Source organism: Leucobacter sp. VD1 (genome assembly GCF_037150695.1).
GTDB lineage: Bacteria > Actinomycetota > Actinomycetes > Actinomycetales > Microbacteriaceae > Leucobacter.
This window is the reverse complement of sequence record NZ_JBBCPO010000001.1, coordinates 926,420-946,776: the sequence shown is the minus strand read 5'-3', so window position 1 is coordinate 946,776 and position 20,357 is coordinate 926,420. Positions and strand designations below refer to the sequence as shown.

Annotated in this window: 15 protein-coding genes; 7 read left to right on the top strand and 8 right to left on the bottom strand. The window is 66.7% G+C overall.

Annotated features, from left to right (window positions below; all coding sequences use genetic code 11):
* Nucleotides 1–2: 2 nt before the first annotated feature.
* The 7 genes from ileS to WFL22_RS04370 form a co-directional block, all read right to left on the bottom strand.
* On the bottom strand, nt 3–3,422 hold the full coding sequence (gene ileS, locus WFL22_RS04400; protein ID WP_336991627.1) for an isoleucine--tRNA ligase: 3,420 nt from the start codon (nt 3,420–3,422) through the stop codon (nt 3–5).
* Nucleotides 3,423–3,767: 345 nt separating this feature from the next.
* Entirely contained in the window at nt 3,768–4,832 is a 1,065-nt protein-coding gene (locus tag WFL22_RS04395; protein ID WP_336991626.1) for a hypothetical protein, read from the bottom strand.
* Between the two features lie 56 nt (nt 4,833–4,888).
* Nucleotides 4,889–6,220 (bottom strand): hypothetical protein, encoded by a 1,332-nt coding sequence (locus tag WFL22_RS04390; RefSeq protein WP_336991625.1) that lies wholly within the window; start codon nt 6,218–6,220, stop codon nt 4,889–4,891.
* Nucleotides 6,217–7,215 carry a class C sortase gene (locus WFL22_RS04385; protein WP_336991623.1) on the bottom strand — a complete coding sequence of 333 codons (999 nt, stop codon included), beginning with the start codon at nt 7,213–7,215 and terminating at the stop codon, nt 6,217–6,219. The genes WFL22_RS04390 and WFL22_RS04385 overlap by 4 nt, the downstream gene beginning before the upstream one ends.
* Before the next feature lie 314 nt (nt 7,216–7,529).
* The gene (locus WFL22_RS04380; protein WP_336991622.1) at nt 7,530–7,952 is read right to left on the bottom strand and encodes a SpaA isopeptide-forming pilin-related protein; all 423 of its coding nucleotides are present in this window, start codon (nt 7,950–7,952) and stop codon (nt 7,530–7,532) included.
* 46 nt (nt 7,953–7,998) lie between these two features.
* The gene (locus WFL22_RS04375) at nt 7,999–8,700 is read right to left on the bottom strand and encodes a hypothetical protein (RefSeq protein WP_336991621.1); all 702 of its coding nucleotides are present in this window, start codon (nt 8,698–8,700) and stop codon (nt 7,999–8,001) included.
* Nucleotides 8,701–8,934: 234 nt separating this feature from the next.
* On the bottom strand, nt 8,935–10,836 hold the full coding sequence (locus tag WFL22_RS04370) for a hypothetical protein (protein WP_336991619.1): 1,902 nt from the start codon (nt 10,834–10,836) through the stop codon (nt 8,935–8,937).
* Nucleotides 10,837–11,367: 531 nt separating this feature from the next.
* Between WFL22_RS04370 and WFL22_RS04365 the strand changes: the two genes are divergently transcribed.
* The 7 genes from WFL22_RS04365 to WFL22_RS04335 all read left to right on the top strand — a co-directional run bounded on the left by WFL22_RS04365 (nt 11,368) and on the right by WFL22_RS04335 (nt 18,932).
* Nucleotides 11,368–12,705 carry a quaternary amine ABC transporter ATP-binding protein gene (locus WFL22_RS04365; RefSeq protein ID WP_336991618.1) on the top strand — a complete coding sequence of 446 codons (1,338 nt, stop codon included), beginning with the start codon at nt 11,368–11,370 and terminating at the stop codon, nt 12,703–12,705.
* Nucleotides 12,705–13,619 (top strand): ABC transporter permease, encoded by a 915-nt coding sequence (locus WFL22_RS04360; protein WP_336650959.1) that lies wholly within the window; start codon nt 12,705–12,707, stop codon nt 13,617–13,619. The genes WFL22_RS04365 and WFL22_RS04360 overlap by 1 nt, the downstream gene beginning before the upstream one ends.
* A gap of 77 nt (nt 13,620–13,696) precedes the next feature.
* The gene (locus tag WFL22_RS04355; protein WP_336650960.1) at nt 13,697–14,596 is read left to right on the top strand and encodes a glycine betaine ABC transporter substrate-binding protein; all 900 of its coding nucleotides are present in this window, start codon (nt 13,697–13,699) and stop codon (nt 14,594–14,596) included.
* Between the two features lie 297 nt (nt 14,597–14,893).
* Nucleotides 14,894–15,367, top strand: a complete 474-nt coding sequence (locus WFL22_RS04350) for a GyrI-like domain-containing protein (protein ID WP_336650961.1) — start codon at nt 14,894–14,896, stop codon at nt 15,365–15,367.
* A gap of 177 nt (nt 15,368–15,544) precedes the next feature.
* Nucleotides 15,545–18,133, top strand: a complete 2,589-nt coding sequence (gene valS / locus WFL22_RS04345) for a valine--tRNA ligase (RefSeq protein ID WP_336991617.1) — start codon at nt 15,545–15,547, stop codon at nt 18,131–18,133.
* Between the two features lie 2 nt (nt 18,134–18,135).
* Nucleotides 18,136–18,417 carry a Fe-S oxidoreductase gene (locus tag WFL22_RS04340; RefSeq protein ID WP_336991616.1) on the top strand — a complete coding sequence of 94 codons (282 nt, stop codon included), beginning with the start codon at nt 18,136–18,138 and terminating at the stop codon, nt 18,415–18,417.
* 11 nt (nt 18,418–18,428) lie between these two features.
* A complete protein-coding gene (locus WFL22_RS04335) occupies nt 18,429–18,932 on the top strand; it encodes a hypothetical protein (RefSeq protein ID WP_336991614.1) in 504 nt (167 codons plus the stop codon).
* Nucleotides 18,933–18,976: 44 nt separating this feature from the next.
* Here WFL22_RS04335 and clpX read toward each other — a convergent pair whose 3' ends face one another.
* Nucleotides 18,977–20,248, bottom strand: coding sequence for an ATP-dependent Clp protease ATP-binding subunit ClpX (gene clpX, locus WFL22_RS04330; protein WP_336650965.1), 1,272 nt, complete (start codon nt 20,246–20,248; stop codon nt 18,977–18,979).
* Nucleotides 20,249–20,357 lie beyond the last annotated feature (109 nt).

The following is a 20,357-nucleotide window of genomic DNA, read 5'->3' as shown; positions in this document are numbered from 1 at the left end:
GTTCACGCTGCGTCCTGCTTTCCGTGCTCGGTGGCATCGATCGTGATGACGAGCGGATCCTTAGCGGTGCCGAGCGCATCTGCACGGGAGACGAACACTCCGGCACCCGGCTCGGGAAGCGCGCCCAGCAGCTCGGCGAAGTCGTCGTCGGCGACGGCCCTGACGGCGAAGCCGATGGCCAGAGTGTCGGCAGCGATGAGTTCGGCGTGCGCTTCGAGGGCGCTCGCGTGCTCGGGCGTGGTGTTCAGGGCGAGCACAATGCGGTCGCTGACGTCGAGGCCTGCGTTCTTGCGAGCTTCTTGCACGGCGCGGATGGCATCGCGGGCGACACCCTCGGCCTCCAGCTCGGCTGTTGTTTCGGTGGAGAGCAGAATGAAACCGCCGCCGGGAATGAGCGAGAGCGCCGGGCCGCCGTCAGCGTCTGCCGCAGTGCCGGTGCTCAGCGTCAGCTCGTACTCGTGCGGCTCCAGGGCGATGCCGCCAGCCACTACAACGCCGGCCTCTTCTGACCAGTCACCCGATTTGGCGGCCTTGATGGCCTGCTGCACCTGCTTGCCGAGGCGCGGGCCTGCGGCGCGGGCGTTGACAGCGAGCGTCTGCACGATGCCGTGCTCTTCGGCGCTGGTTTCGGTCTGCTGCACGAGACGCACGGCCTTGACGTTGAGCTCGTCGCGCAGGATGTCCGCGAAGGGTTCAAGGGCCTGCGGGCGTGCCGTCACCACCGTGAGTTCTGCAAGCGGCAGGCGCACCCGCAGACGGCGGGCCTTGCGCAGTGCGAGCGCCTGCGAGGTGATGAGGCGCACCTCATCCATGGCCGCGACGAGATCTTCATCGGCCGGGAAGGCGTCTGCCGAGGGCCAGTCTTCGAGGTGCACCGAGCGACCCTTGCTTGCGCCTTCGGTGTAGCCGAGGCCCCGCCACAGCTCTTCGGTGACCAGAGGTGCCAGGGGTGCGGCGACGCGGGCGACGGTCTCGAGCACGGTGTACAGGGTGTCGAAGGCCTGCTTGTTGCCGGGCTTGCCGTTCTCTCCGTGCACGCCTTCCCAGAAGCGGTCGCGTGAGCGACGCACGTACCAGTTGGTGAGCACCTCGGCGTAGGCGCGCAGTGCCTCGGCCGCCGAGGTGGTGTCGAGCCCTTCAAGGTGAGCCTCGACATCGCGCACGAGCCTGCCGGTCTTCGCGAGGATATAGCGGTCGAGCGGGTCGTTGGAGTCGGTGCGCCACTCCCCTGTCGCGCCATCGGCGTTGGCGTAAAGGCTGAAGAAGTACCAGGTGCTCCAAAGTGGCAGGATGAACTGGCGCACGCCCTCGCGGATGCCCTCTTCGGTGACGATGAGGTTGCCGCCGCGCACCACCGGTGATGCCATGAGGAACCAGCGCATCGCGTCAGAGCCGTCGCGGTCGAACACTTCGTTCACGTCGGGGTAGTTGCGCAGGCTCTTCGACATCTTGTTGCCGTCGCTGCCGAGCACGATGCCGTGGCTGATGACGTTCTTGAATGCGGGGCGGTCGAAGAGTGCTGTGGCGAGCACGTGCTGCACATAGAACCAGCCGCGGGTCTGCCCGATGTACTCGACGATGAAGTCTGCGGGCTGGTGGGTGTCGAACCACTCCTGGTTCTCGAAGGGATAGTGCACCTGCGCGAACGGCATGGACGCGGAATCGAACCAGACATCGAGCACATCCTCGATGCGGCGCATCGTCGACTTGCCCGTGGGGTCGTCGGGATTCGGCCGCGTCAGCGAGTCGATGTAGGGGCGATGCAGGTCGACCTCGCCCGAGGCACCGCGCGGCAGCTCGCCGAAATCGCGCTCGAGTTCGGCGATCGAGCCGTACACGTCGATGCGAGGGTACTCGGGGTCGTCGCTCTTCCAGACCGGGATCGGGCTGCCCCAGAAGCGGTTGCGACTGATCGACCAGTCGCGCGCCCCCTCGAGCCACTTGCCGAACTGGCTGTGCTTCACGTTCTCGGGAACCCAGGTGATCTGCTCGTTCGTTTCGAGCATGCGCTGTTTGAGCTCGGTGACGCGCACGAACCAGCTCGACACTGCCTTGTAGATCAGCGGGTTGCGGCAGCGCCAGCAGTGCGGGTAGGAGTGCTCGTAGCTCGCCTCGCGCAGCAGCCGACCGCGCTCGCGCATGAGGCGGATCAGCGGGCGGTTGGCATCCATCCACAGCTTGCCTGCGACATCGGTGACTGCCTTCAGGAAACGGCCTCCGTCGTCGACGCTCACGATCACGGGGATGCCAGCGGCGGCGGTGATACGCATATCGTCTTCGCCGTAGGCGGAGGCCTGGTGCACGATGCCGGTGCCGTCGCCCGTCGAGACGTAGTCGTCGACGAGGATCTGCCAGGCGTTCTCGGTGCCCCACTCCTCGGCGTCGGCGTAGTAGTCGAAGACCCGCTCGTAGCGCACACCGGCGAGCTCGCTGCCGGGCAGCGTGCGTGCGATGGCTTCGCGTGCGGCGTCTGCGGATGCGTAGCCGAGATCTTTCGCGTAGTTGCCGAGCAGTTCGACGGCGATCAGGTAGTGGGCGTCACCGGCGGCGCCCCCGTCGGCGGCGCCTGCGGGGCCTGCGGGCACGACGGCGTAGGCAATCTCGGGGCCGACCGCAAGAGCCAGGTTGGTGGGGAGGGTCCAGGGGGTGGTGGTCCAGGCCAGGGCTCGCACGCCCTCCAAGCCCAGTTCGACCGCGTGCTCACCGGCGAGTGGGAAGGTGACGGTGACCGAGGGATCCTGTCGCATCTGGTAGACGTCGTCATCCATGCGCAGCTCGTGATTCGACAGCGGGGTCTCATCGCGCCAGCAGTAGGGCAGAATGCGCGAACCCTCGTAGGCGAGACCACGATCATAGAGCTGCTTGAATGCCCAGATCACGCTCTCCATGTAGCCGAGGTTGAGCGTCTTGTAGTCGTTCTCGAAATCGACCCAACGGGCCTGTCGGGTGACGTACTCCTGCCACTCGCGCGTGTACTGCAGCACCGACTCGCGAGCCTTCTCGTTGAAGGCGGCGACGCCCATCTGCTCGATCTCGGCCTTTTCGGTGATGCCCAGCTGCTTCATCGCCTCGAGCTCGGCGGGGAGACCATGGGTGTCCCAGCCGAAGCGGCGCTCGACCTTCTTCCCGCGCATGGTTTGGAAGCGAGGGAACACGTCCTTGGCGTAGCCGGTGAGGAGGTGTCCGTAGTGAGGCAGACCGTTCGCGAAGGGAGGGCCGTCGTTAAACACCCACTCTTCGTGGCCGTCACGGCGACGGATCGACTCACGGAAGGTGTCGTCTCGCTTCCAGAATTCGAGCACCTGCTGCTCGATCTCGGGGAGCCGCGGGGACGGGCTCACGCCGGCGGGGATCGCCTGCGCGTCAGCGGGTGACGACCCTTCGGAAGGGCTGGCTCCGGTCGACTGCTGGGGGTACGGCATTGCTCGCTCCTGGCTTCTCGGTCTGTCTGCCGCCAGTCTGACGAAGACCACTGACATTCATGGGTCTCGGTGTCGGATCGGCGGTGTGTCAGTGCCGGGACGAGCTCAGAGATGCTGGATCCCTCACCCGCGGTACCACCCCGCTTGCCCGGCGCGCTGGTCGCACGGGCCTCTTCATTCGGCTGTAACGGGCCGTACCCGTTCGGGTCTAGTGAGTGCGCGATCCGAAGATCACGCGCCGTTCTTCCGAAGACTCACCGGTGATAGCCGGATCGCAGTCGATGGGCTCTACTCTAGCGCACTGCGACCGCGCACCCACTGAGTGCGCGGCCGCAAGGTCGGTGCTCAGGCGTGGTGACGCAGTTGCTCTTCGAGCTCGGCGATCACCGCGTCGGTGGTGCGTGCGGCCTTGCGGCGGTTGACAAATTCCTGCACGTAGTCCATCTCGCCGCGCATCTGCTCCAGGCGGGTGAGTGCGCGCCCGAAGAGACGCTCAGAGAACTCCTCGGATTCGCGGGTGACAGCCTCGGCCTGCAGCCTCGCGGCCTCGACGAGATTGTGGGCCTTTTCGAGCGCTTCGCGGCGCTGCTGCTCCACGAACTGCTGTACGCGGGTGTGCAGCGACTCGCTCTCCTGCGAGACCTCGTAGGCGCGGCGGTTGATCTCAGCTGCCTTCGCGTTCGACTCGTCGAGCACGGCCTGCGCTTCGCTCAGCGCAGCCTCGTGGCGCTGCGCGTACTCGGCCTCGGCCTCTTCCTGGCGATGGGCGATCGCGCGCTCGGCGGCGAGCACGGCGTGCTCCGTTTCGAGTCGCATGCGGTTGATCTCGGTGCGCTGCTCGTCGATCTGCTGCTGCGCGGCGGTGCGCATCTGCACGATCTCGCTCTCGGCCTCGGCCTGCAGGCGCGACACCTCGCGCTTGGCCGATGCGAGTGTTTCGCTGGCCTCGGTCAGGCGCTTGTTGGCGAGGCTCGACATTTCTGCGGCGTGTGTTTCGCTGGAGAGGCGGATCTCCTCGGCGCGGGCGGTGGCATCGCCGATCAGCTGGTTCGCGCGTGCCTCGCTCTCACGGGTGCGCCGCTGCGCCTCTGCAGCGGCCTCCGAAGCGATCTGCTCGGCCTCCGCGTGCGCGTCGGTGATCATCTTCTCGGCCTGCGCCTCCGCGATGCGCAGCACCTCTTCGAACTTCGAACCGAGACCCGAGAAGTTCGGCTTGCTCTGCTGCGCCTTCGAAAGCTGCTTCTTCGCAATGTCGAGTTGCGCCTCGAGATCGAGCACGCGATCGGCGATGCCGTCGCGATCGCTCTGCATCTGCTGCACCTTCGCCTCGAAGTTGCGGAGGAGTCGATCGACAGCGTAGCGAGAGTAGCCGCGCACTTCGCGGGGGATCTCATATTCGTGTAGCGACATGCTGTGCTCTTTCAGTCTGCGGGATTAGGGCTGTCGATGCGTAGCGCTCAGGCAAGCTATTCTGCCGGTGTTTCTTCGCCGGTAGGAGGATCGGCCACTTCTTCAGAGGGAGCTTGCTGAGAAACAGTCGGATCCACCCCAATACTCAGTGTACCGGCGTTGATGATGATGTGCTGCGATTCCCGGTAAAGAACCGCGAGGCGGCTCTCCGGGAAGATGAGAACGCGGTCGCCGGTCTCAGCTCGGGCGAAGAATGGTTCGGCGCTGAGCGTCGCCGGGTCTTCGACGGTGGCGATGGTCGGAGTCTCCTCGGGGAGCACCATCAGGGTGCCCACTTCGGCGAGGAGATCCTCGCCCGACAACCCTTCCGCGGTGCTTGACTCCCCCGCGCCCGCGGCGCCGGAGCGCGCGGTGAGTTGCGTCACCACCGGCACGGCGACGGCTCCGAGCAGCAGCGCACCGCCCACAGCGATCGCCGTGAGGCGCACTCGGCGGAGCTGCCACAGATCGCGCAGCACGCCGAGTCCTTCAGTGAGGCGGATCCGCGTGCGCTTATCTGCTGCGGGCTTGCGCCGCGGCTTCTTGTCGGTGGTGCCGCTGCGTGGTGCGGAGCGCCGCTGCTGGTCGAGCTGCCGTGGTGCCGACTCGGTGATGGTGCTCGCCGCGATGGTGTGCTCGGGAGCCATGTGCGCTGCGGGAGTGCGCGCCTCAGGCTCATCGATGCTGACGCTGTCGGAGAGCGCTGCTTCGGCGGTGACTCGCGGCATCGGTGTGTCGTAGGCGCTCGGCAGCTCGTTGAATGCGTGCGTAGCAGGCTGTTCCCCCGCAAGCAGCTGGTCGAAGCTGCGGGGCTCCGATGCTGCTCCGGCGGTGCGCGGGTCGTTGGGTTCGCGGCGCACCGGCGCAGTATCTACCGCGGTTGTCGGGGCGGGAAGCAGATCGGCCTCGAAGTTCGGTCGCGTATCTGAGGCGACGGGTCGCGCGGAGTGGCCGGCGCTGGGGCGTCGGGGTGATGCGGTCCTCGGCTGCCGAGGCGCCGGTTCGATGCGGGCGTGGCTACCCGTGTGCGGTTCCGGCGAGGCTGCTGCGCTGGTCGCAGGGACGGTGCGCGGCTGCGAGGCGACGCTCGGGCCCGCTGGTGCGGGAGTGATGCGGGCCGTGGCAGGCTCTTCAAATGTCACCTCGGGGGGCGGATCGGCCGCCTCTGCGAGCGCGGTTTTGCTCTCCGCGAGCACGCTGCGCAGACGCGCCATGGCCTCGTCGAGCGCAGTTGACGCGTCCCACGGAACGCGCTCGGTTGATGGGTTTTCGCCTCCGGGGGCTTTGGATTGCGGAGGGGCGGCGTTTCCCTGCGGCTGGCGGGGGTGGTGTGCGGGCGTGCTGGTCATTGGGGGGTCTCCGTTCCGCGGTGTGCTGCGCCGTTCGGAGCGACGGGAGTGGGGTCATGTGCGACGCTCTCGCTCAGCTTGGCGAGACCGGCTTCGAAGGCCGCGAACTTGTCGCGCTTCACCTCGCGGCGCGCGAGCACGATCACGGTGATGAGGCACAGCGTTGCAGCTCCCGCAGCCACTGCCCACCAGGGGAACCTGGGGAGCGCCGACGGCAGGCCGGCGCTCTGGTTGACGGGCGGGGGCATGAGGCGGTCGGCGGTCACTACGAAGCGGTGCGAGTTCACGCCGAGGGGCGTGCAGGTGATGAGGGAGATGATGTCGCGGTCGGGGTAGACCGGGTGCATGGCGGCCTGCTGCGGCTCGAGCACCTCAGTGGAGGTCACGCGGTAGGTCAGCACCTCGTCCATTACCTCGATGTACACCAGGTCGCCCACCTTCACCTCGGGAAGATGCGTGAAGCCGACCGATTCTGCAACGCCACGGTGTGCGCCGAGCACGGCATGGGTGCCGTCGCCGCCGACGGGCAGGGAGGAGTTCTCCGAGTGCCCGACACCGCGAATCAGGGCGCTCTCCGCGAGGGTGTGGCGGATCGGCTGGTCAAGATCAATGGAGGGCACGCGCAGGCGCGCGATGACGTCGCTGCCCGGCAACAGCAGCGTTTCGGCGTAGTCTTCACCCGGAAGGCCGGTGCCCACAGCGAAACGCTGATTGTAGGCACGCGCTTCCTCCAGTACCTGATGCCGCTGCGTTGGGCCCACCTTCTCAAGGGTGCTGGAAAGCTCTCGGGTGGCATTGGCCTGATCCCGCTGTTCGAACCACTGTGCCGCGGCTGGGTAGAGCAGCACCAGCACGCCCAGCCAGACCATTGCCGCCACAACGACGCGGCGCCCCGGAGGAAGCGACCACCGCCCGCGGGGTCGCTTCCTCGCCGCCCCGGAGTGCGGGGCGGCGACCGCGGAGCCCTGCGGCTCCGCTGCGGTGGTTACGGTCATGGTCTCCTGCGTGGATTCCGGCTGGAACGGGGGTGCGATTTCGGTTGTGTTTATCTTATATGTCGGCTAATGAAGGATCGAGGATCAGCGTTGCGTCAAATCTGCGATGCGAATGCCTTCACTAAGCGTGGGGCCTTCGATGTCCTCGCGCTCCCCCGATGCACTGCGGGACCGGAAGGTTCGCACTACTGCGGCGCGGTGTCGCGCTTGCGGCGGCCGAAGATGGCGAAGAGCACTCCGCCTACGATGAGGATCGCTCCCCCGATTCCGATTGCGGTCATGCCGGCCCCGCCGAGCACGGGCAAGGCGCCGGCCTAGCGCATCTGGTTCGGCACGTGCACCGCGGCGGTGCCCGTCGGGGTTGCGCCAGGGGTGACGGTGAACTCGATCGGAGTGGTCGAGGCGACGTAGCCCGCGGGTGCCTTCGTCTCTACAGCCCAGTACTTGATACCGGCCTGCGAGGCATTGAGGCCGGGAACGGTGACAATGCCGTTCGCGTCGGAGGTGAGGCCTGTGGTGACCGGCTGGTCCGCGGCAACCCTCGCAGCGTCGGCTGCGGCCCTGTCGGCGAAGACCTGGAACTCGGCACCGGCGAGCACCTTCGACTGGTCACCCGCCGCGTGCTTCGTGAACTGCGCCTTGCCACACAGCGTCTGCGACTCAGACATCGAGGCCGCGCCGTTGACACCCACCTCTGCTTGGTTGCGCACGACTCCGTTCGCAGGAAGCTGGTTCATCTTTATCTCATAGACGATCTCCACCAGCGAACCGGGCTTCAGCGCGTCAAGATAATCTTGCCCGCAATAGTGGTCCGCGCAACCCCGGGGTAAAGCACCCATCGGTTCTGACACGAGCCCCGCCAGGCTCAGTGACATAGATCGCATCGGGGTTGCTCTGGGTGCCGCTCGTCCAGTCTTTTCCGGGATCCGCGCGCAGCAGATTCGGAAGCTTGAAGGTATCCCACGTCCACCCCTCAGGGATGTTCTTAAAGCTCAAGTCGGTGACCACATAGCGGGGGCTGTCAGGGATGAGCACAGGGACCGTCCAGGCGATCCTTTCCCCCAACGCGTGCGCGGAGCGGTCATCAACGGTCTTCACCGCGTATGGCTCATCACCGAGCGTCGCGCTGCCCGGCACGAAGGGGGTGGTGCCGTTGAGGTAGGGCTGGATCGTTGCCCACCCGGCATCGGTGGCGAGGTCGACAGACTTGCCTCCGATAGCGGTGAACTGCTGCACCGTGAACTCAACCCCGTTCAGAGGAAGCGCATCAGCCGGCAGGCTCCCCGGGGCCAGCTCCGAACCGTCACCAGCAACACCGGCCTTGGTGGGCTGCGACAGCTTATGAATCGTGAGACTGCGCGGCCTATTCGGGTCGATATTCGACGGCGCCGCCGAAGCAGCGCTGACGGCCACCCCCATCAGCGCGGTCGCACCGAGCGCCACAGCCGCCACCGCGGCAGACAGTCGCCTCGTGGTTCTCGACATACTGTGATTCCTTCCGTTCCCCAGGGAAAGTTCATTGCACCGCGGCATCCCCGTGGCCGCGTTGCACCCCACGCAACGCACAGTCCTGCCCGTAATTTCAGAGTCCAAGATTAGCTACGCGATACCCCGTGTCACGCTCATCGACGGCGAATATCACCCTTGAAACGCCATTTTTCACCCTCAGCGGTGAGATAATTCACCCCCAGGTTCGGCAAGCAGCGGATGTCGTGTCGCTCAGTCGCGCAGCTGAGACAGGGGCACCCACCTGATCTTGCCGTCAACCACGGTGAGCACTTCACCTTCATCGCCGATGCTGCCCTCTGAATCGCGCAGGGTCTCCACCTGAAGGGCCTTTGCGAACAGGCCCGTGGCATGGTCGAAGCGCAGCACCGAGGGATCGGCCCACGCCGTCGCGGTGCCATCCCAGGGAAGGATCTGACCGCGGTTGTCGGAGCGGGTGGTCGCCTGCTCGCCCGTGGAGCATGCTGCTTCGCTGCGGGTATAGGGCTGCAGGCCCTCAACGGCGGGCATCGCCACGAGATTGCGGTGATGATCGCTTGCGTGCAGCAGACGCAGTTCGAGCACTGCTGCAGCCGAGTCGCTTACCGCGGCCCGGCTCATCACGAGTCGGTACTGGCCGAATTGCTGGGGCGAGATGACCTCGAAGGTCTTCTCCTCGAACGGCGCCCAGGCCAAACCAGAGCGCGTATCAAGCGCGGTCCAGACGCTGCCGTCGTTCGAACCTTCGAGCCTGAACTCCGCCGGGGCGGAGGTCGCCTCTCCCGACGCTCGAAGCACATAGTGCGTCACGGTGCGCTGTTCCGGCAGCGAGACGGCAAGCCACTCACCGAGCGGCGGGGTGCCTGTCTGCCAGGCGGGAACGGAGGCTGGGTCGATGCCGAGTTCGCCGATCCGCCCGAATGCCGAGAACGCGGCCGGAGCGCTCCCCCCGTCGCCTGCGGCGCGTGAGGACGTCACCTTGAACCCACCAACCACATCGGCGTCCATGGCGGGCGTCACCACCGGAGTCACCTCGGTGAAGAGCGCATCGGGAACCTCGGCGAAGTCGCCGCGCACCAGCTCCTGGCCGTTGAGTCGCAGCCAGCCACGTCCCTGCGCGTCAGTGAAGCGCAGGGCTCGCTCGTCGAAGTAGCTGACCTCACCGGGTGCGGGGCACGCATCGGCGGGGATCTCGGGAGATATGCCGCAGGCGTAGGCCGAGCCGGTCCACCGGATACGCTCCCCCGACACGCAGCTCGGCACCGGGATGCCGAGTGCGCCGCCGATCTCCGGGCCCAACGACAGCTGCGCGAGAGGCGACCGGGGGTGTTGAGCCGCGACCGCGCCCTGCTCGGCGGGAGCTTCCGTTGCCGGGGGCTGCTCGACGGGCTGCTCGGCCGGCTCCGCATGCTCATCGGGGGCGGGATCTGGGGTCGTGGAGGATTCAGCCGGGGGCGCGGTGCACGAGAGTGCGCCATCGACAACGGCCAGGCTCTGCGCCATGTTGGTGCCGCAGTTTTCAATGGTGAGGGGCGGATCCGCCGCGGTATCGGCCGCGCCGTCCGAGCACGCCCAGCCACCTTCGGCAGTGGCGACGAGCGTGTGTCCGGCGGGGCAGCTCATCAGGCCGAGACCGCCGGCATCGATCCGCAGGCCGGACCCCTCTCCAAGCAGCGCCGGGGAGCCTGCAGCACCGGTCGCACCCGTTGCACCCTGCGCGCCAGCGATGCCCTGTCCCCCGGCTGCCCCGGTCGCGCCAGCGGCGCCGCGCGCTCCAGTAGCGCCAGTGGCTCCCGCGGCTCCTGTAGCGCCCGTGGCTCCTGTAGCGCCAGGCTTTCCCGGGAGACCTCTCTCGCCAGGCTCACCGGCCTCGCCGCGCTCGCCCGCAGGCCCAGGTGGGCCCGTGACCGACAGAGCACTGAAGCTGCTGATCGCGTGCGGCAGCACCACCACAACGACCCCGCCCAGCACGAGTGCGATCGCTGCTGCACCGCCGATGAGCAGGGCACGTCGGCGCCGCTGCAGACGCTCCAGCTCGGCAAGATCGTCGTTGCTAAAGCCGATGGTGAACGCGTCGCCCATCGAGTCGCGTTCTGCGACCCCGCGACCGTCTCGGGGCATTCGTTGATAACTCATGCCGGTGTGCACCTCGAAATCATCGCAGCTGATGCGTGCGATATCGAGAGAACTGACACGGGAACCTCATCGAGTAAATATAGATGGATGCAGTGTCAACTGTAGCGGCACTGTCCGTCGCGTGGCGAGCCCCTGTGCTGCGAGCGCCCCGAAAGGTGCCTTTCAGAGCGCGAGTGTAACGTCCGCGTAACGATGGCGAATGCGCGAAATGCCTGATCAGAGTCAAGTATTCTGTCGGTTCTGTGAGTCTGAGCGCCTCCTTCGCCTTGCATGTCGCCTCTCGACGTTGTTAGCGTCGAAGCAGCGTCGAGTGCACATCTGATGCCGCTCGTCGCGCCCCTCGGAACGAAATCGCTGAGCTACAGCGAGCCGAAGGCGGGCGCGACGGCAGGTGGCCGGTGAACACTCCGCAATACGATATCCGGCCTGTTGGGAGGCCGCGGATCTGGGCTGCCGTTTTTCGGCGCACGGTACGAGCCGCGCTTCGACGCGCCCGCGATCCGCGCCCTCCTTCGCCAGAGGAGTTGAAAAGTGAACAAGATAACTGAACAGTCCAACCGGGCGCGCGCCGACGCGCCCGCCATCGAAGTCACCCACGCCACCAAGGTGTTCGGGCGGCGCCCGAAAGAAGCAGTCAAACATCTCAAACGAGGTGCGTCTCGCGACGATGTGCGCCCGTACGGCACCGCGGCGGTGATCGACGCGAGTTTCACCGTGAGCCGGGGCGAGATCTTCGTGGTGATGGGCCTCTCGGGCTCCGGCAAGTCCACGCTGATCCGCATGCTCAACGGCCTCAACCCCACCACTGACGGCTCCATCACCGTCAACGGGCGAGAGGTCGTTGGCCGCACCGCAGCCGAGCTGCGCGAACTGCGTCGAGACCACATGTCGATGGTGTTCCAGCACTTCGCGCTGCTCCCCCACCGCACCGTGCTCGATAACGTCGCCTACGGCCTCGAACTGCAGGGTGTACCCGTGGCCGAACGTCACGAGAAGGCCCGTGGCTGGCTCGAACGGGTCGGGCTCGCAGGCTGGGAGCGCAGCCTCCCAGGCGAACTCTCCGGCGGCATGCAGCAGCGCGTCGGCATCGCCAGAGCCCTCACCGCCGACACCGACATCCTGCTCATGGACGAGGCATTCTCAGCGCTCGACCCCCTGATCCGCCGCGAGATGCAGGAGCAGCTCATCGAGCTGCAGCAGGAACTGGGGAAGACGATCGTGTTCATCACCCACGACCTCAATGAGGCGATGTTCCTGGGCGACCGCATCGCAGTGATGCGCGACGGCCGCATCGTGCAGGTTGGCACCCCCAACGACATCCTCACCGACCCCGCGAACGACTACGTCGCCCAGTTCGTACAAGACGTGGATCGCGCCCGCGTGCTCACCGCCGGCGACGTCATGGAGCCGCCGCACGCCGTCGTCTTCGCCTCGGCCGGCCCCCGCACCGCACTGAAGACCATGCGCGATCTGCAGACCTCAGCCTGCTTCGTGACCGACTCCGCACGCCGCCTGCTCGGCGTGGTGCGGGACAAGGACGTGCTGCGCCAGGTGCGCGAGGGCAGCACCGACCTGACCGAGCGGCTGCGCCCCACGCCGTCGATCGTGCAGCGCGACCAGCTCATCGCCGACCTCTTTGAGCTCGCGGTCGAGAGCCCGCTGCCCGTTGCCGTCACCGATGCGCAAGGTCGGCTCATCGGCGTCGTGCCCCGCGTCACGCTGCTCGCAGCGCTCGCAGATCTACCCGCCACCACCACCGAGATCCCCGTCATCGAACCCACCCCGGAGGTGTCCGCCGCCATGATCACGCAAACACTCGAGGAGAGCGCGATCGCCGGCGCCGCGGCGACGAGCGGGGAGGTGCGCTGATGGAGGGCTTCCGCATTCCCCTGGGCGACTGGGTCGCCGATGCGCTCGACTGGTTCAAGAGCACCTTCACCTGGCTGCTCGACTTCATCACGCTCGTGGTCGGCTGGCTCGTCGAAGGGCTCGCCGACACGCTCGTCGCGATCCCGTTCGCCGCGCTGATCATCATATTCGCATTGATCGGATGGCTCGTGCGCTCCTGGCAGCTGGCGGTGGGCACGGCCCTGACGATGCTGCTGATCGTTGCCATGGATCAGTGGGAGAACGCCATGCTCACGCTCGCGCTAGTGCTGGTTGCCGCCGTGATCGCCGTGCTCATCGCGGTGCCACTCGGCATTCTTGCAGCGCGGAACGACCGCTTCAGCGCGGTGATCCGCCCCGTGCTCGACTTCATGCAGACCATGCCGTCGCTGGTGTACCTGATCCCCGCCGTGGTGTTCTTCAGCGTCGGCTTCGTGCCAGGCGTCTTTGCCACGCTGCTGTTCTCGCTGCCCCCGGGCGTGCGTTTCACCGAACTCGGCATCCGCGGGGTCGACTCCGAGACCGTCGAGGCCGGTCAGGCCTTCGGCGCGACCCCCGGCAAGATCCTGCGTGGCATCCAGCTGCCGCTCGCCACGCCCACCATCATGGCCGGCATCAACCAGGTCATCATGCTCGCGCTGTCGATGGCCGTGGTCGCGGGCATGGCCGGTGCCAACGGACTGGGGAAGGAGGTCGTGGCCGCGCTGTCCACTCTCAATATCGCGAAGGGCGTCGAGGCCGGCCTGAGCGTGGTGATCCTCGCAGTCTTCCTCGACCGCGTGACCGCCGCGCTCGGCAACCCTGCCGAATACAAGTCGTCGCTGCTCGGCGTGCTGCGCAAGCAGCGCAACGAGCGCACGCCCTCCCCCGCGCCCGTGCCGGCCGCGGCCCAGTGACCCGCAAGACCACGAATGAACAGTCGGGGCGGCAAGCCCCGTTCCGCGCCACCGGGCGCGGAAAGAAAGGAAACACGATGATCAAGCGCAAGCTCACCGGAATCCTCGCCCTCGGCGCGGCTGCCAGCCTCGCTCTCGTCGGCTGCTCCAGCGACAGCGGATCCGCCAACGGCGGCGGCGACAAAGGCACCATCACCCTCGGGTACCTGCCCAGCTGGACCGACGGCCTCAGCACCGCATACCTGCTCGAGAACCAGCTCGAAAAGCTCGGCTACGACGTCGAGATGGAAGAGCTCACCGAAGCCGCCGTGCTCTACACCGGGCTCGCGGGCGGCGACATCGACGTGTACCCCTCTGCCTGGTCTGAAAAGACGCACGCCACCTATATGGAACAGTACGGCGACCGCCTCGAAGACCTCGGTGCCTACTACGACAACGCGGTGCTCACCATTGCGGTCCCCGAGTATATGGACGATGTGAACTCGATCGACGATCTCGTCGGCCAGGCCGACCGCTTCGATGGCGAGATCATCGGCATCGAGCCGAGCGCCGGCCTCACTGAGCAGACCGAGACCGTCATGATGCCCGAATACGGCCTTGAGGGAGACTACTCGCTCGTGACTTCGTCGACCGCGACCATGCTCGCGACACTGCAGGAGAAGATTGATAAGAAGGAGGATGTCGTCGTCACTCTGTGGCGTCCCTTCTGGGCGAATGACGCTTTCCCGGTGAAGGATCTCAAGGATCCGAAGGGTGCGATGGGCGAGCCCGAAGCGCTGCACTTCCTCGCCACCGACGGATTCTCCGCACAGTACCCCGAGGCCGCGGAGCTCATCAAGGGCATTCAGCTCGACGATGCCAGCTACGGCGCACTCGAAGCGCTCGTGACCGGCGACGACTACAAGGGCGACCCGGAGGGCGCCGTCGAAGCTTGGCTCACCGAACACCCCGACGCCTTCCCCGGCCTCATCGCCTGAGCGATCTCCTGAGAGGGGCGGCCACAACGCCCCACTGATCGACGGGGAGTCCGTGCTGCTGTTGCCGCTTCGGCGGCATCGCGGCGCGGGCTCCCCGTCGTTGCGTTGAAGGGCGACTGCGGGCTACGCTTCGGCCCTGGCGCGCTGCCGCGTGGCCAGCTGATGCGGCCGGTGATTCGAGGATCAACATCATCCCTCGCACGGCGGCCGATGTGTGCGTAGGATCGGGCGTGACGCAGCAGCGCACGGCGAGAAACCACCGATCCTCGCCGAGCACCTTGAGCAGAGGAGCCCACCGTGACCGAGCAGTTCTCCGTTCCCGAGGTCGTCGAACGCCCAGCACAGCACCTCGCCGTCGTAAGACAGACCGTGAGCTTCGACGCGATCCCGGGGCTCTACGACAAGGCCTACCCCGCGATCTTCGGCGCCCTCGCACGAGCCGGCATCACCCCAGCCGCGGCCCCCATGGGTGTGATGCACGGGCAGCCCGGCCCCGATCTCGACCTTTCCGTCGCCGTGCCCGTCGCGGAGCCCTTCGGGGGCGATGGCGAGGTCTCTTCCGAGACACTTCCCGCGGGACGCGCAGCCACCCTGCTCGTGCGCGGTGACTACAGCCTCCTCGCAGCGGCCTACGAACACCTCTTCGGATGGATCGCCGAGCAAGGGCTCACCCCGACCGGGCTCTCCTGGGAGCAGTACCTCACCGAACCCGCACCCGGCGGTGACCCCGCAGCGAACGAGACACTGATCGCAGCAGGTCTGCGCGACTAACCCCTCACACACCCACACGGCGCCGGGCTTGAGCGCGGCCCTGCGCCACGCGATCCGCGTCCAACACGCTCCGAAACGCTCCGATAGACTGGCCCGGTTGACCATTCAGGCACCAGAGTCGCCCCCTCGGGCGGCGCACTGACGCGGTGCCGCCCATAGCGAAGACGGAGCCCCTGCATGAGTGCGATCCCCGACAAGCCGAAACTCGAAGGCCTCGAAGCCAAGTGGGGCCCGGTATGGGAGGAGACCGGCACCTACCGCTTCGACCGCGACGGCGCCGAACGGGCCGAGGTCTATAGCATCGACACGCCCCCGCCCACCGCTTCGGGCTCGCTGCACGTCGGCCACGTGTTCTCGTACACCCACACCGACACCGTCGCCCGCTACCAGCGCATGCAAGGCAAGCGCGTGTTCTATCCCATGGGCTGGGATGACAACGGCCTGCCCACCGAGCGCCGCGTGCAGAACTACTACGGTGTGCGCTGCGATCCGTCACTCCCCTACGTCGAGGGCTTCGTTCCCCCGCACGAGGGCGGTGACGGGAAGAGCATTAAGGCAGCGGATCAGCAGCCCATCTCCCGCCGCAACTTCATCGAACTGTGCGAGAAGCTGACCGTCGAAGACGAAAAGCAGTTCGAAGATCTCTGGCGCACGCTCGGTCTCTCGGTCGACTGGTCCCAGACCTACCGCACCATCGGGGCTGAATCGCTGCGGGCCTCGCAGCTCGCATTCATCCGCAACGTCGAGCGCGGCGAGGCCTACCAGGCCCAGGCCCCCACGCTGTGGGATGTCACCTTCCGCACCGCGGTGGCTCAGGCCGAGCTGGAGGATCGGGATCAGCCCAGCGCCTACCACACGCTTGCCTTCCACCGCACCGACGGTGGCGGTGACATCCTCATCGACACCACGCGCCCCGAGCTGCTCGCCGCGTGCGTGGCGCTGGTCGCGCACCCCGACGATGAGCGCTACAAGCCGCTCTTCGGCTCCACCGTGCGCACCCCGCTCTTCGAGGTCGAGGTGCCGATCGTCGCACACCACCTCGCTCAGCAGGACAAGGGCACCGGCATCGCGATGATCTGCACCTTCGGCGATGTCACCGACGTGGTGTGGTGGCGAGAGCTCGACCTGCCCAACCGCGCCATCCTCGGCTTCGACGGCCGCGTCATCTCGGAGGCCCCCGAGGCGATCACGAGCGAGCGGGGCCGCGAAGCCTACGCGCAGATCGCGGGCAAGACCGTGTTCAGCGCGAAGGCCACCATCGTCGAGGCGCTGCAGGCCTCAGGCGAGCTCGTCGGCGAGATTCGCAAGATCACCCACCCCGTCAAGTTCTTCGAGAAGGGCGACAAGCCGCTCGAAATCGTCTCCACCCGCCAGTGGTACATCAAGAACGGTGCCCGCGACGAGCAGCTGCGTGAGCGCCTGCTCGCGCACGGCCGCGAACTCGCCTGGCACCCCGACTTCATGCGCGTGCGCTACGAGAACTGGGTCGAAGGCCTCTCGGGCGACTGGCTCATCTCCCGCCAGCGCTTCTTCGGCGTCCCGATCCCCGTGTGGTACCCGCTCGATGCCGAAGGCAACCCCGTCTTCGACCAGCCGATTCTCCCCGACGCCTCGCAGCTCCCCGTCGACCCGTCGAGCGACCTGCCCGCCGGCTACACCGAAGATCAGCGCGGCGTTCCCGGCGGCTTCCTGGGTGAGGTCGACGTGATGGATACCTGGGCGACCTCATCGCTCACCCCGCAGCTCGCCGGCGGCTGGGAGCGAGATCCCGAGCTCTTCGGCCTCGTGTTCCCCTTCAGCCTGCGCCCCCAGGGTCAGGACATCATCCGCACCTGGCTCTTCTCGACACTGCTGCGCTCCGAGCTCGAAGCCGGTCAGCTGCCCTGGCAGAACGCCGGCATCTCGGGCTGGATCCTCGATCCCGACCGCAAGAAGATGTCGAAGTCGAAGGGTAATGTGGTCACCCCCGCGGGCATGCTCGAACAGCACGGCTCTGACGCGGTGCGCTACTGGGCGGCCTCAGCGAAGCTCGGCACCGACGCTGCGTTCGACCCGCAGAACCCGACGCAGATCAAGATCGGTCGCCGCCTCGCCATCAAGCTCCTGAACGCGGCGAAGTTCACCCTCTCCTTCGACGCCTCAGGCGCCGGCACGGTCAGCGAAGCGCTCGACCGTTCCATGCTCGCAGGCCTCGCCGGCGTTATCGAGGGAGCCACGCGCGCCTTCGAATCGTATGATCACGCCCGCGCGCTCGAACTCACGGAGTCGTTCTTCTGGACCTTCTGCGACGACTACCTCGAGCTCGTCAAGGAGCGCGCACACAACGGTGAGGGGCAGTCTCAAGCATCGGCAGTGACCGCGCTGCGCACAGCACTCTCCGTGTTCGTGCGTCTGCTCGCACCGTTCCTGCCCTACGCGACCGAAGAGGTGTGGTCATGGTTCGGTGAGGGTTCCGTTCACCGTGCGGCCTGGCCCATCACCTCAGAGGCGCTCGACCACGCCGGCTGCAACGCCGACGCCGATCTGCTGGGCCTGGTGGGCGGTGCCCTCGTGGGTGTGCGCGGTGCGAAAACCGCCGCAAAGGCGTCACAGCGCACACCCGTCACGCTCGCCGTGGTGCACGCCCCGGTTGACGTGCGCGACAGGCTGGCTCTCGCAGCCGACGACCTCGCTGCGGTGGGGCGCATCGCGGAGCTGCGCATCGAGGTCGCCGAGGTCGACGCCGTAACCGTCGCTCAGATCGAACTCGAAGAGACCGAGGCCTGATCATGCAGCTGGGGGTGCGCTGGCGTGCGGGCGATCCGCCCCACCGCAGCGTGCCCCCGCAGTTGCATCCCGCCATCGCAGCGCAGGAGGCCGAGCACCCCGACGCCGCCTCCTGGACGCTCACCTGGCTTGAAGGGCGCCCGCGCTGCGCGCTCGAAGACGTCGTCATCGTGACCCTCGATGCCGGTGGAGCCGTCGCGGTGCTCGATGCTTCCACGGAGTCGCTCACGGGGCTCCCCACCGAAGGGTCTTCCGGCGCTGAAGACGACGATTGGCTGCTGTGAAAGGCAACGACATGACCTCTCCCTTTCGCCCTCGCGCACTGCTGGCTGCGGCACTCGCCGGTCTCCTCGCAGTTTCGCTGTCCTCCTGCGCGCCAGAACCCGATGAGGTCGCCGGCGCGACGACGAAAGAGCAGATCGCGAAGGGCAAGACGCCTGATGATGCCGGTCAGCGCGCAGAGGTTCCCGATGAGGCACTGCAGAAGCAGGCGACACTGCCGGCAGGCTTCCCGTCGAACAGTTTTCCGCTGCCGAATGGTGCCGTCATCGACGACGCCGGTGAGCGCGGGGCCGGTGTCTGGTTCGTGGTGCTGCGCGCGAAGGATGCCGTGCAGGCCTCCACGCAGTGGTCGGCGATCATCTCGGACGGTGGATTCGAGCTCACCGATGCGCAGGGCGACCCTGCCTCGGCAGATGCCTCAGCCTCGTTGCGAAACGACAAGCTCGACGTCTTCGCACTGATGCTGCCGCAGGATGACGGCTCGGTGCTACTCAGCTACGACCTCACCGAGCTGTAGCGATCGGGGCGCCGCTGCCGCTGGCGGCCATGGTGAGGCTGCGGTCAGGCGCTTTCGCGGCCGCGATGCGATTGCAGCACGCGCGGCGGTGCCTCGCCCAGCACCGACTCGCGGGTGACGATCACCTTGGTGACATCACCGTCTGAGGGCACTTCGAACATCACGGGCCCCAGCAGCGTCTCGAGGATGGCTCGCAGCCCTCGTGCGCCGGTCTTACGGGCGACGGCCTGCTCGGCGATTGCTTCAAGAGCGGCGTCTTCGAATTCGAGGTCGACGCCGTCGATCTCGAACATGCGCTGATACTGCTTGACGAGGGCGTTGCGAGGCTCTGTGAGGATGCGGGTGAGCGCCGGCACATCGAGCGGATCGACGGTTGCGACAACCGGCAGACGGCCGATGAACTCGGGGATCAGGCCAAACTTGTGCAGATCCTCTGGCTGCACCTCAGCGAAGAGTTTGTCGTCGTCGCGTTTGCTTGACACTGGCGAGCCGAAGCCGATGCCGCCCTTGCCGAGGCGTGAACCGATGATCTCTTCGAGACCGGCGAAGGCACCGGCGACGATGAAGAGCACGTTCGTGGTGTCGAGCTGCAGAAACTCCTGATTGGGGTGTTTGCGGCCGCCCTGCGGCGGGATCGAGGCGACGGTGCCCTCGAGGATTTTGAGCAGCGCCTGCTGCACACCCTCGCCCGACACATCGCGGGTGATGGAGGGGTTCTCGGCCTTGCGCGAGATCTTGTCGATCTCATCGATATAGATGATGCCGGTTTCGGCGCGCTGCACATCGAAGTCTGCGGCCTGCAGCAGCTTCAGCAGGATGTTTTCGACGTCTTCGCCGACGTAGCCTGCTTCGGTGAGGGCCGTCGCGTCTGCGACGGCGAAGGGAACACCCAGTTGCCGTGCGAGCGACTGGGCGAGGTAGGTCTTGCCGCAGCCGGTGGGGCCGATCAGCAGAATGTTGGACTTCGCGATCTCGACCTGCTCAGCGGCAGCATCGGCGCTTGTCAGGGTGGAGGCGGCACGCACGCGCTTGTAGTGGTTGTAGACCGCAACCGCGAGCGACTGCTTCGCCCGATCTTGGCCGATGACGTATTCGTCGAGGAAGTCTGCGATCTCGCGGGGCTTGTGCAGCGTGAAGTCTGAGGGCTCGGCGCTCTGATGCTCGGCCATGCGCTCTTCGATGATCTCGTTGCAGAGCGCGACGCACTCGTCGCATATGTAGATCTGCGGGCCGGCGATGAGCTGCTGTACCTGCTTCTGCGACTTGCCGCAGAAGGAGCACTTGAGCAGCTCGCTGCTTTCGCCGATTCTCGCCATGCGGGGCTCCTTCACACTCGAACGGAAACGAGACACTCAGAGACTATCCGGCGCCACTGACATTCACCGGCGGGGCGCGCCGTGAGCAGGCCTTCAGACGGGACCGGCG

Excerpts from the sequence above, each read along its gene's own strand:
- WFL22_RS04355 (WP_336650960.1), top strand. The coding sequence starts at position 13,697 with ATGATCAAGCGCAAGCTCACCGGAATCCTCGCCCTCGGCGCGGCTGCC.
- WFL22_RS04380 (WP_336991622.1), bottom strand. The coding sequence starts at position 7,952 with ATGAACCAGCTTCCTGCGAACGGAGTCGTGCGCAACCAAGCAGAGGTG.
- WFL22_RS04360 (WP_336650959.1), top strand. The coding sequence starts at position 12,705 with ATGGAGGGCTTCCGCATTCCCCTGGGCGACTGGGTCGCCGATGCGCTC.
- WFL22_RS04340 (WP_336991616.1), top strand. The coding sequence starts at position 18,136 with ATGCAGCTGGGGGTGCGCTGGCGTGCGGGCGATCCGCCCCACCGCAGC.
- WFL22_RS04385 (WP_336991623.1), bottom strand. The coding sequence starts at position 7,215 with ATGACCGTAACCACCGCAGCGGAGCCGCAGGGCTCCGCGGTCGCCGCC.
- valS (WP_336991617.1), top strand. The coding sequence starts at position 15,545 with ATGAGTGCGATCCCCGACAAGCCGAAACTCGAAGGCCTCGAAGCCAAG.
- WFL22_RS04335 (WP_336991614.1), top strand. The coding sequence starts at position 18,429 with ATGACCTCTCCCTTTCGCCCTCGCGCACTGCTGGCTGCGGCACTCGCC.
- WFL22_RS04375 (WP_336991621.1), bottom strand. The coding sequence starts at position 8,700 with ATGTCGAGAACCACGAGGCGACTGTCTGCCGCGGTGGCGGCTGTGGCG.
- WFL22_RS04390 (WP_336991625.1), bottom strand. The coding sequence starts at position 6,220 with ATGACCAGCACGCCCGCACACCACCCCCGCCAGCCGCAGGGAAACGCC.
- ileS (WP_336991627.1), bottom strand. The coding sequence starts at position 3,422 with ATGCCGTACCCCCAGCAGTCGACCGGAGCCAGCCCTTCCGAAGGGTCG.
- WFL22_RS04370 (WP_336991619.1), bottom strand. The coding sequence starts at position 10,836 with ATGAGTTATCAACGAATGCCCCGAGACGGTCGCGGGGTCGCAGAACGC.
- clpX (WP_336650965.1), bottom strand. The coding sequence starts at position 20,248 with ATGGCGAGAATCGGCGAAAGCAGCGAGCTGCTCAAGTGCTCCTTCTGC.
- WFL22_RS04395 (WP_336991626.1), bottom strand. The coding sequence starts at position 4,832 with ATGTCGCTACACGAATATGAGATCCCCCGCGAAGTGCGCGGCTACTCT.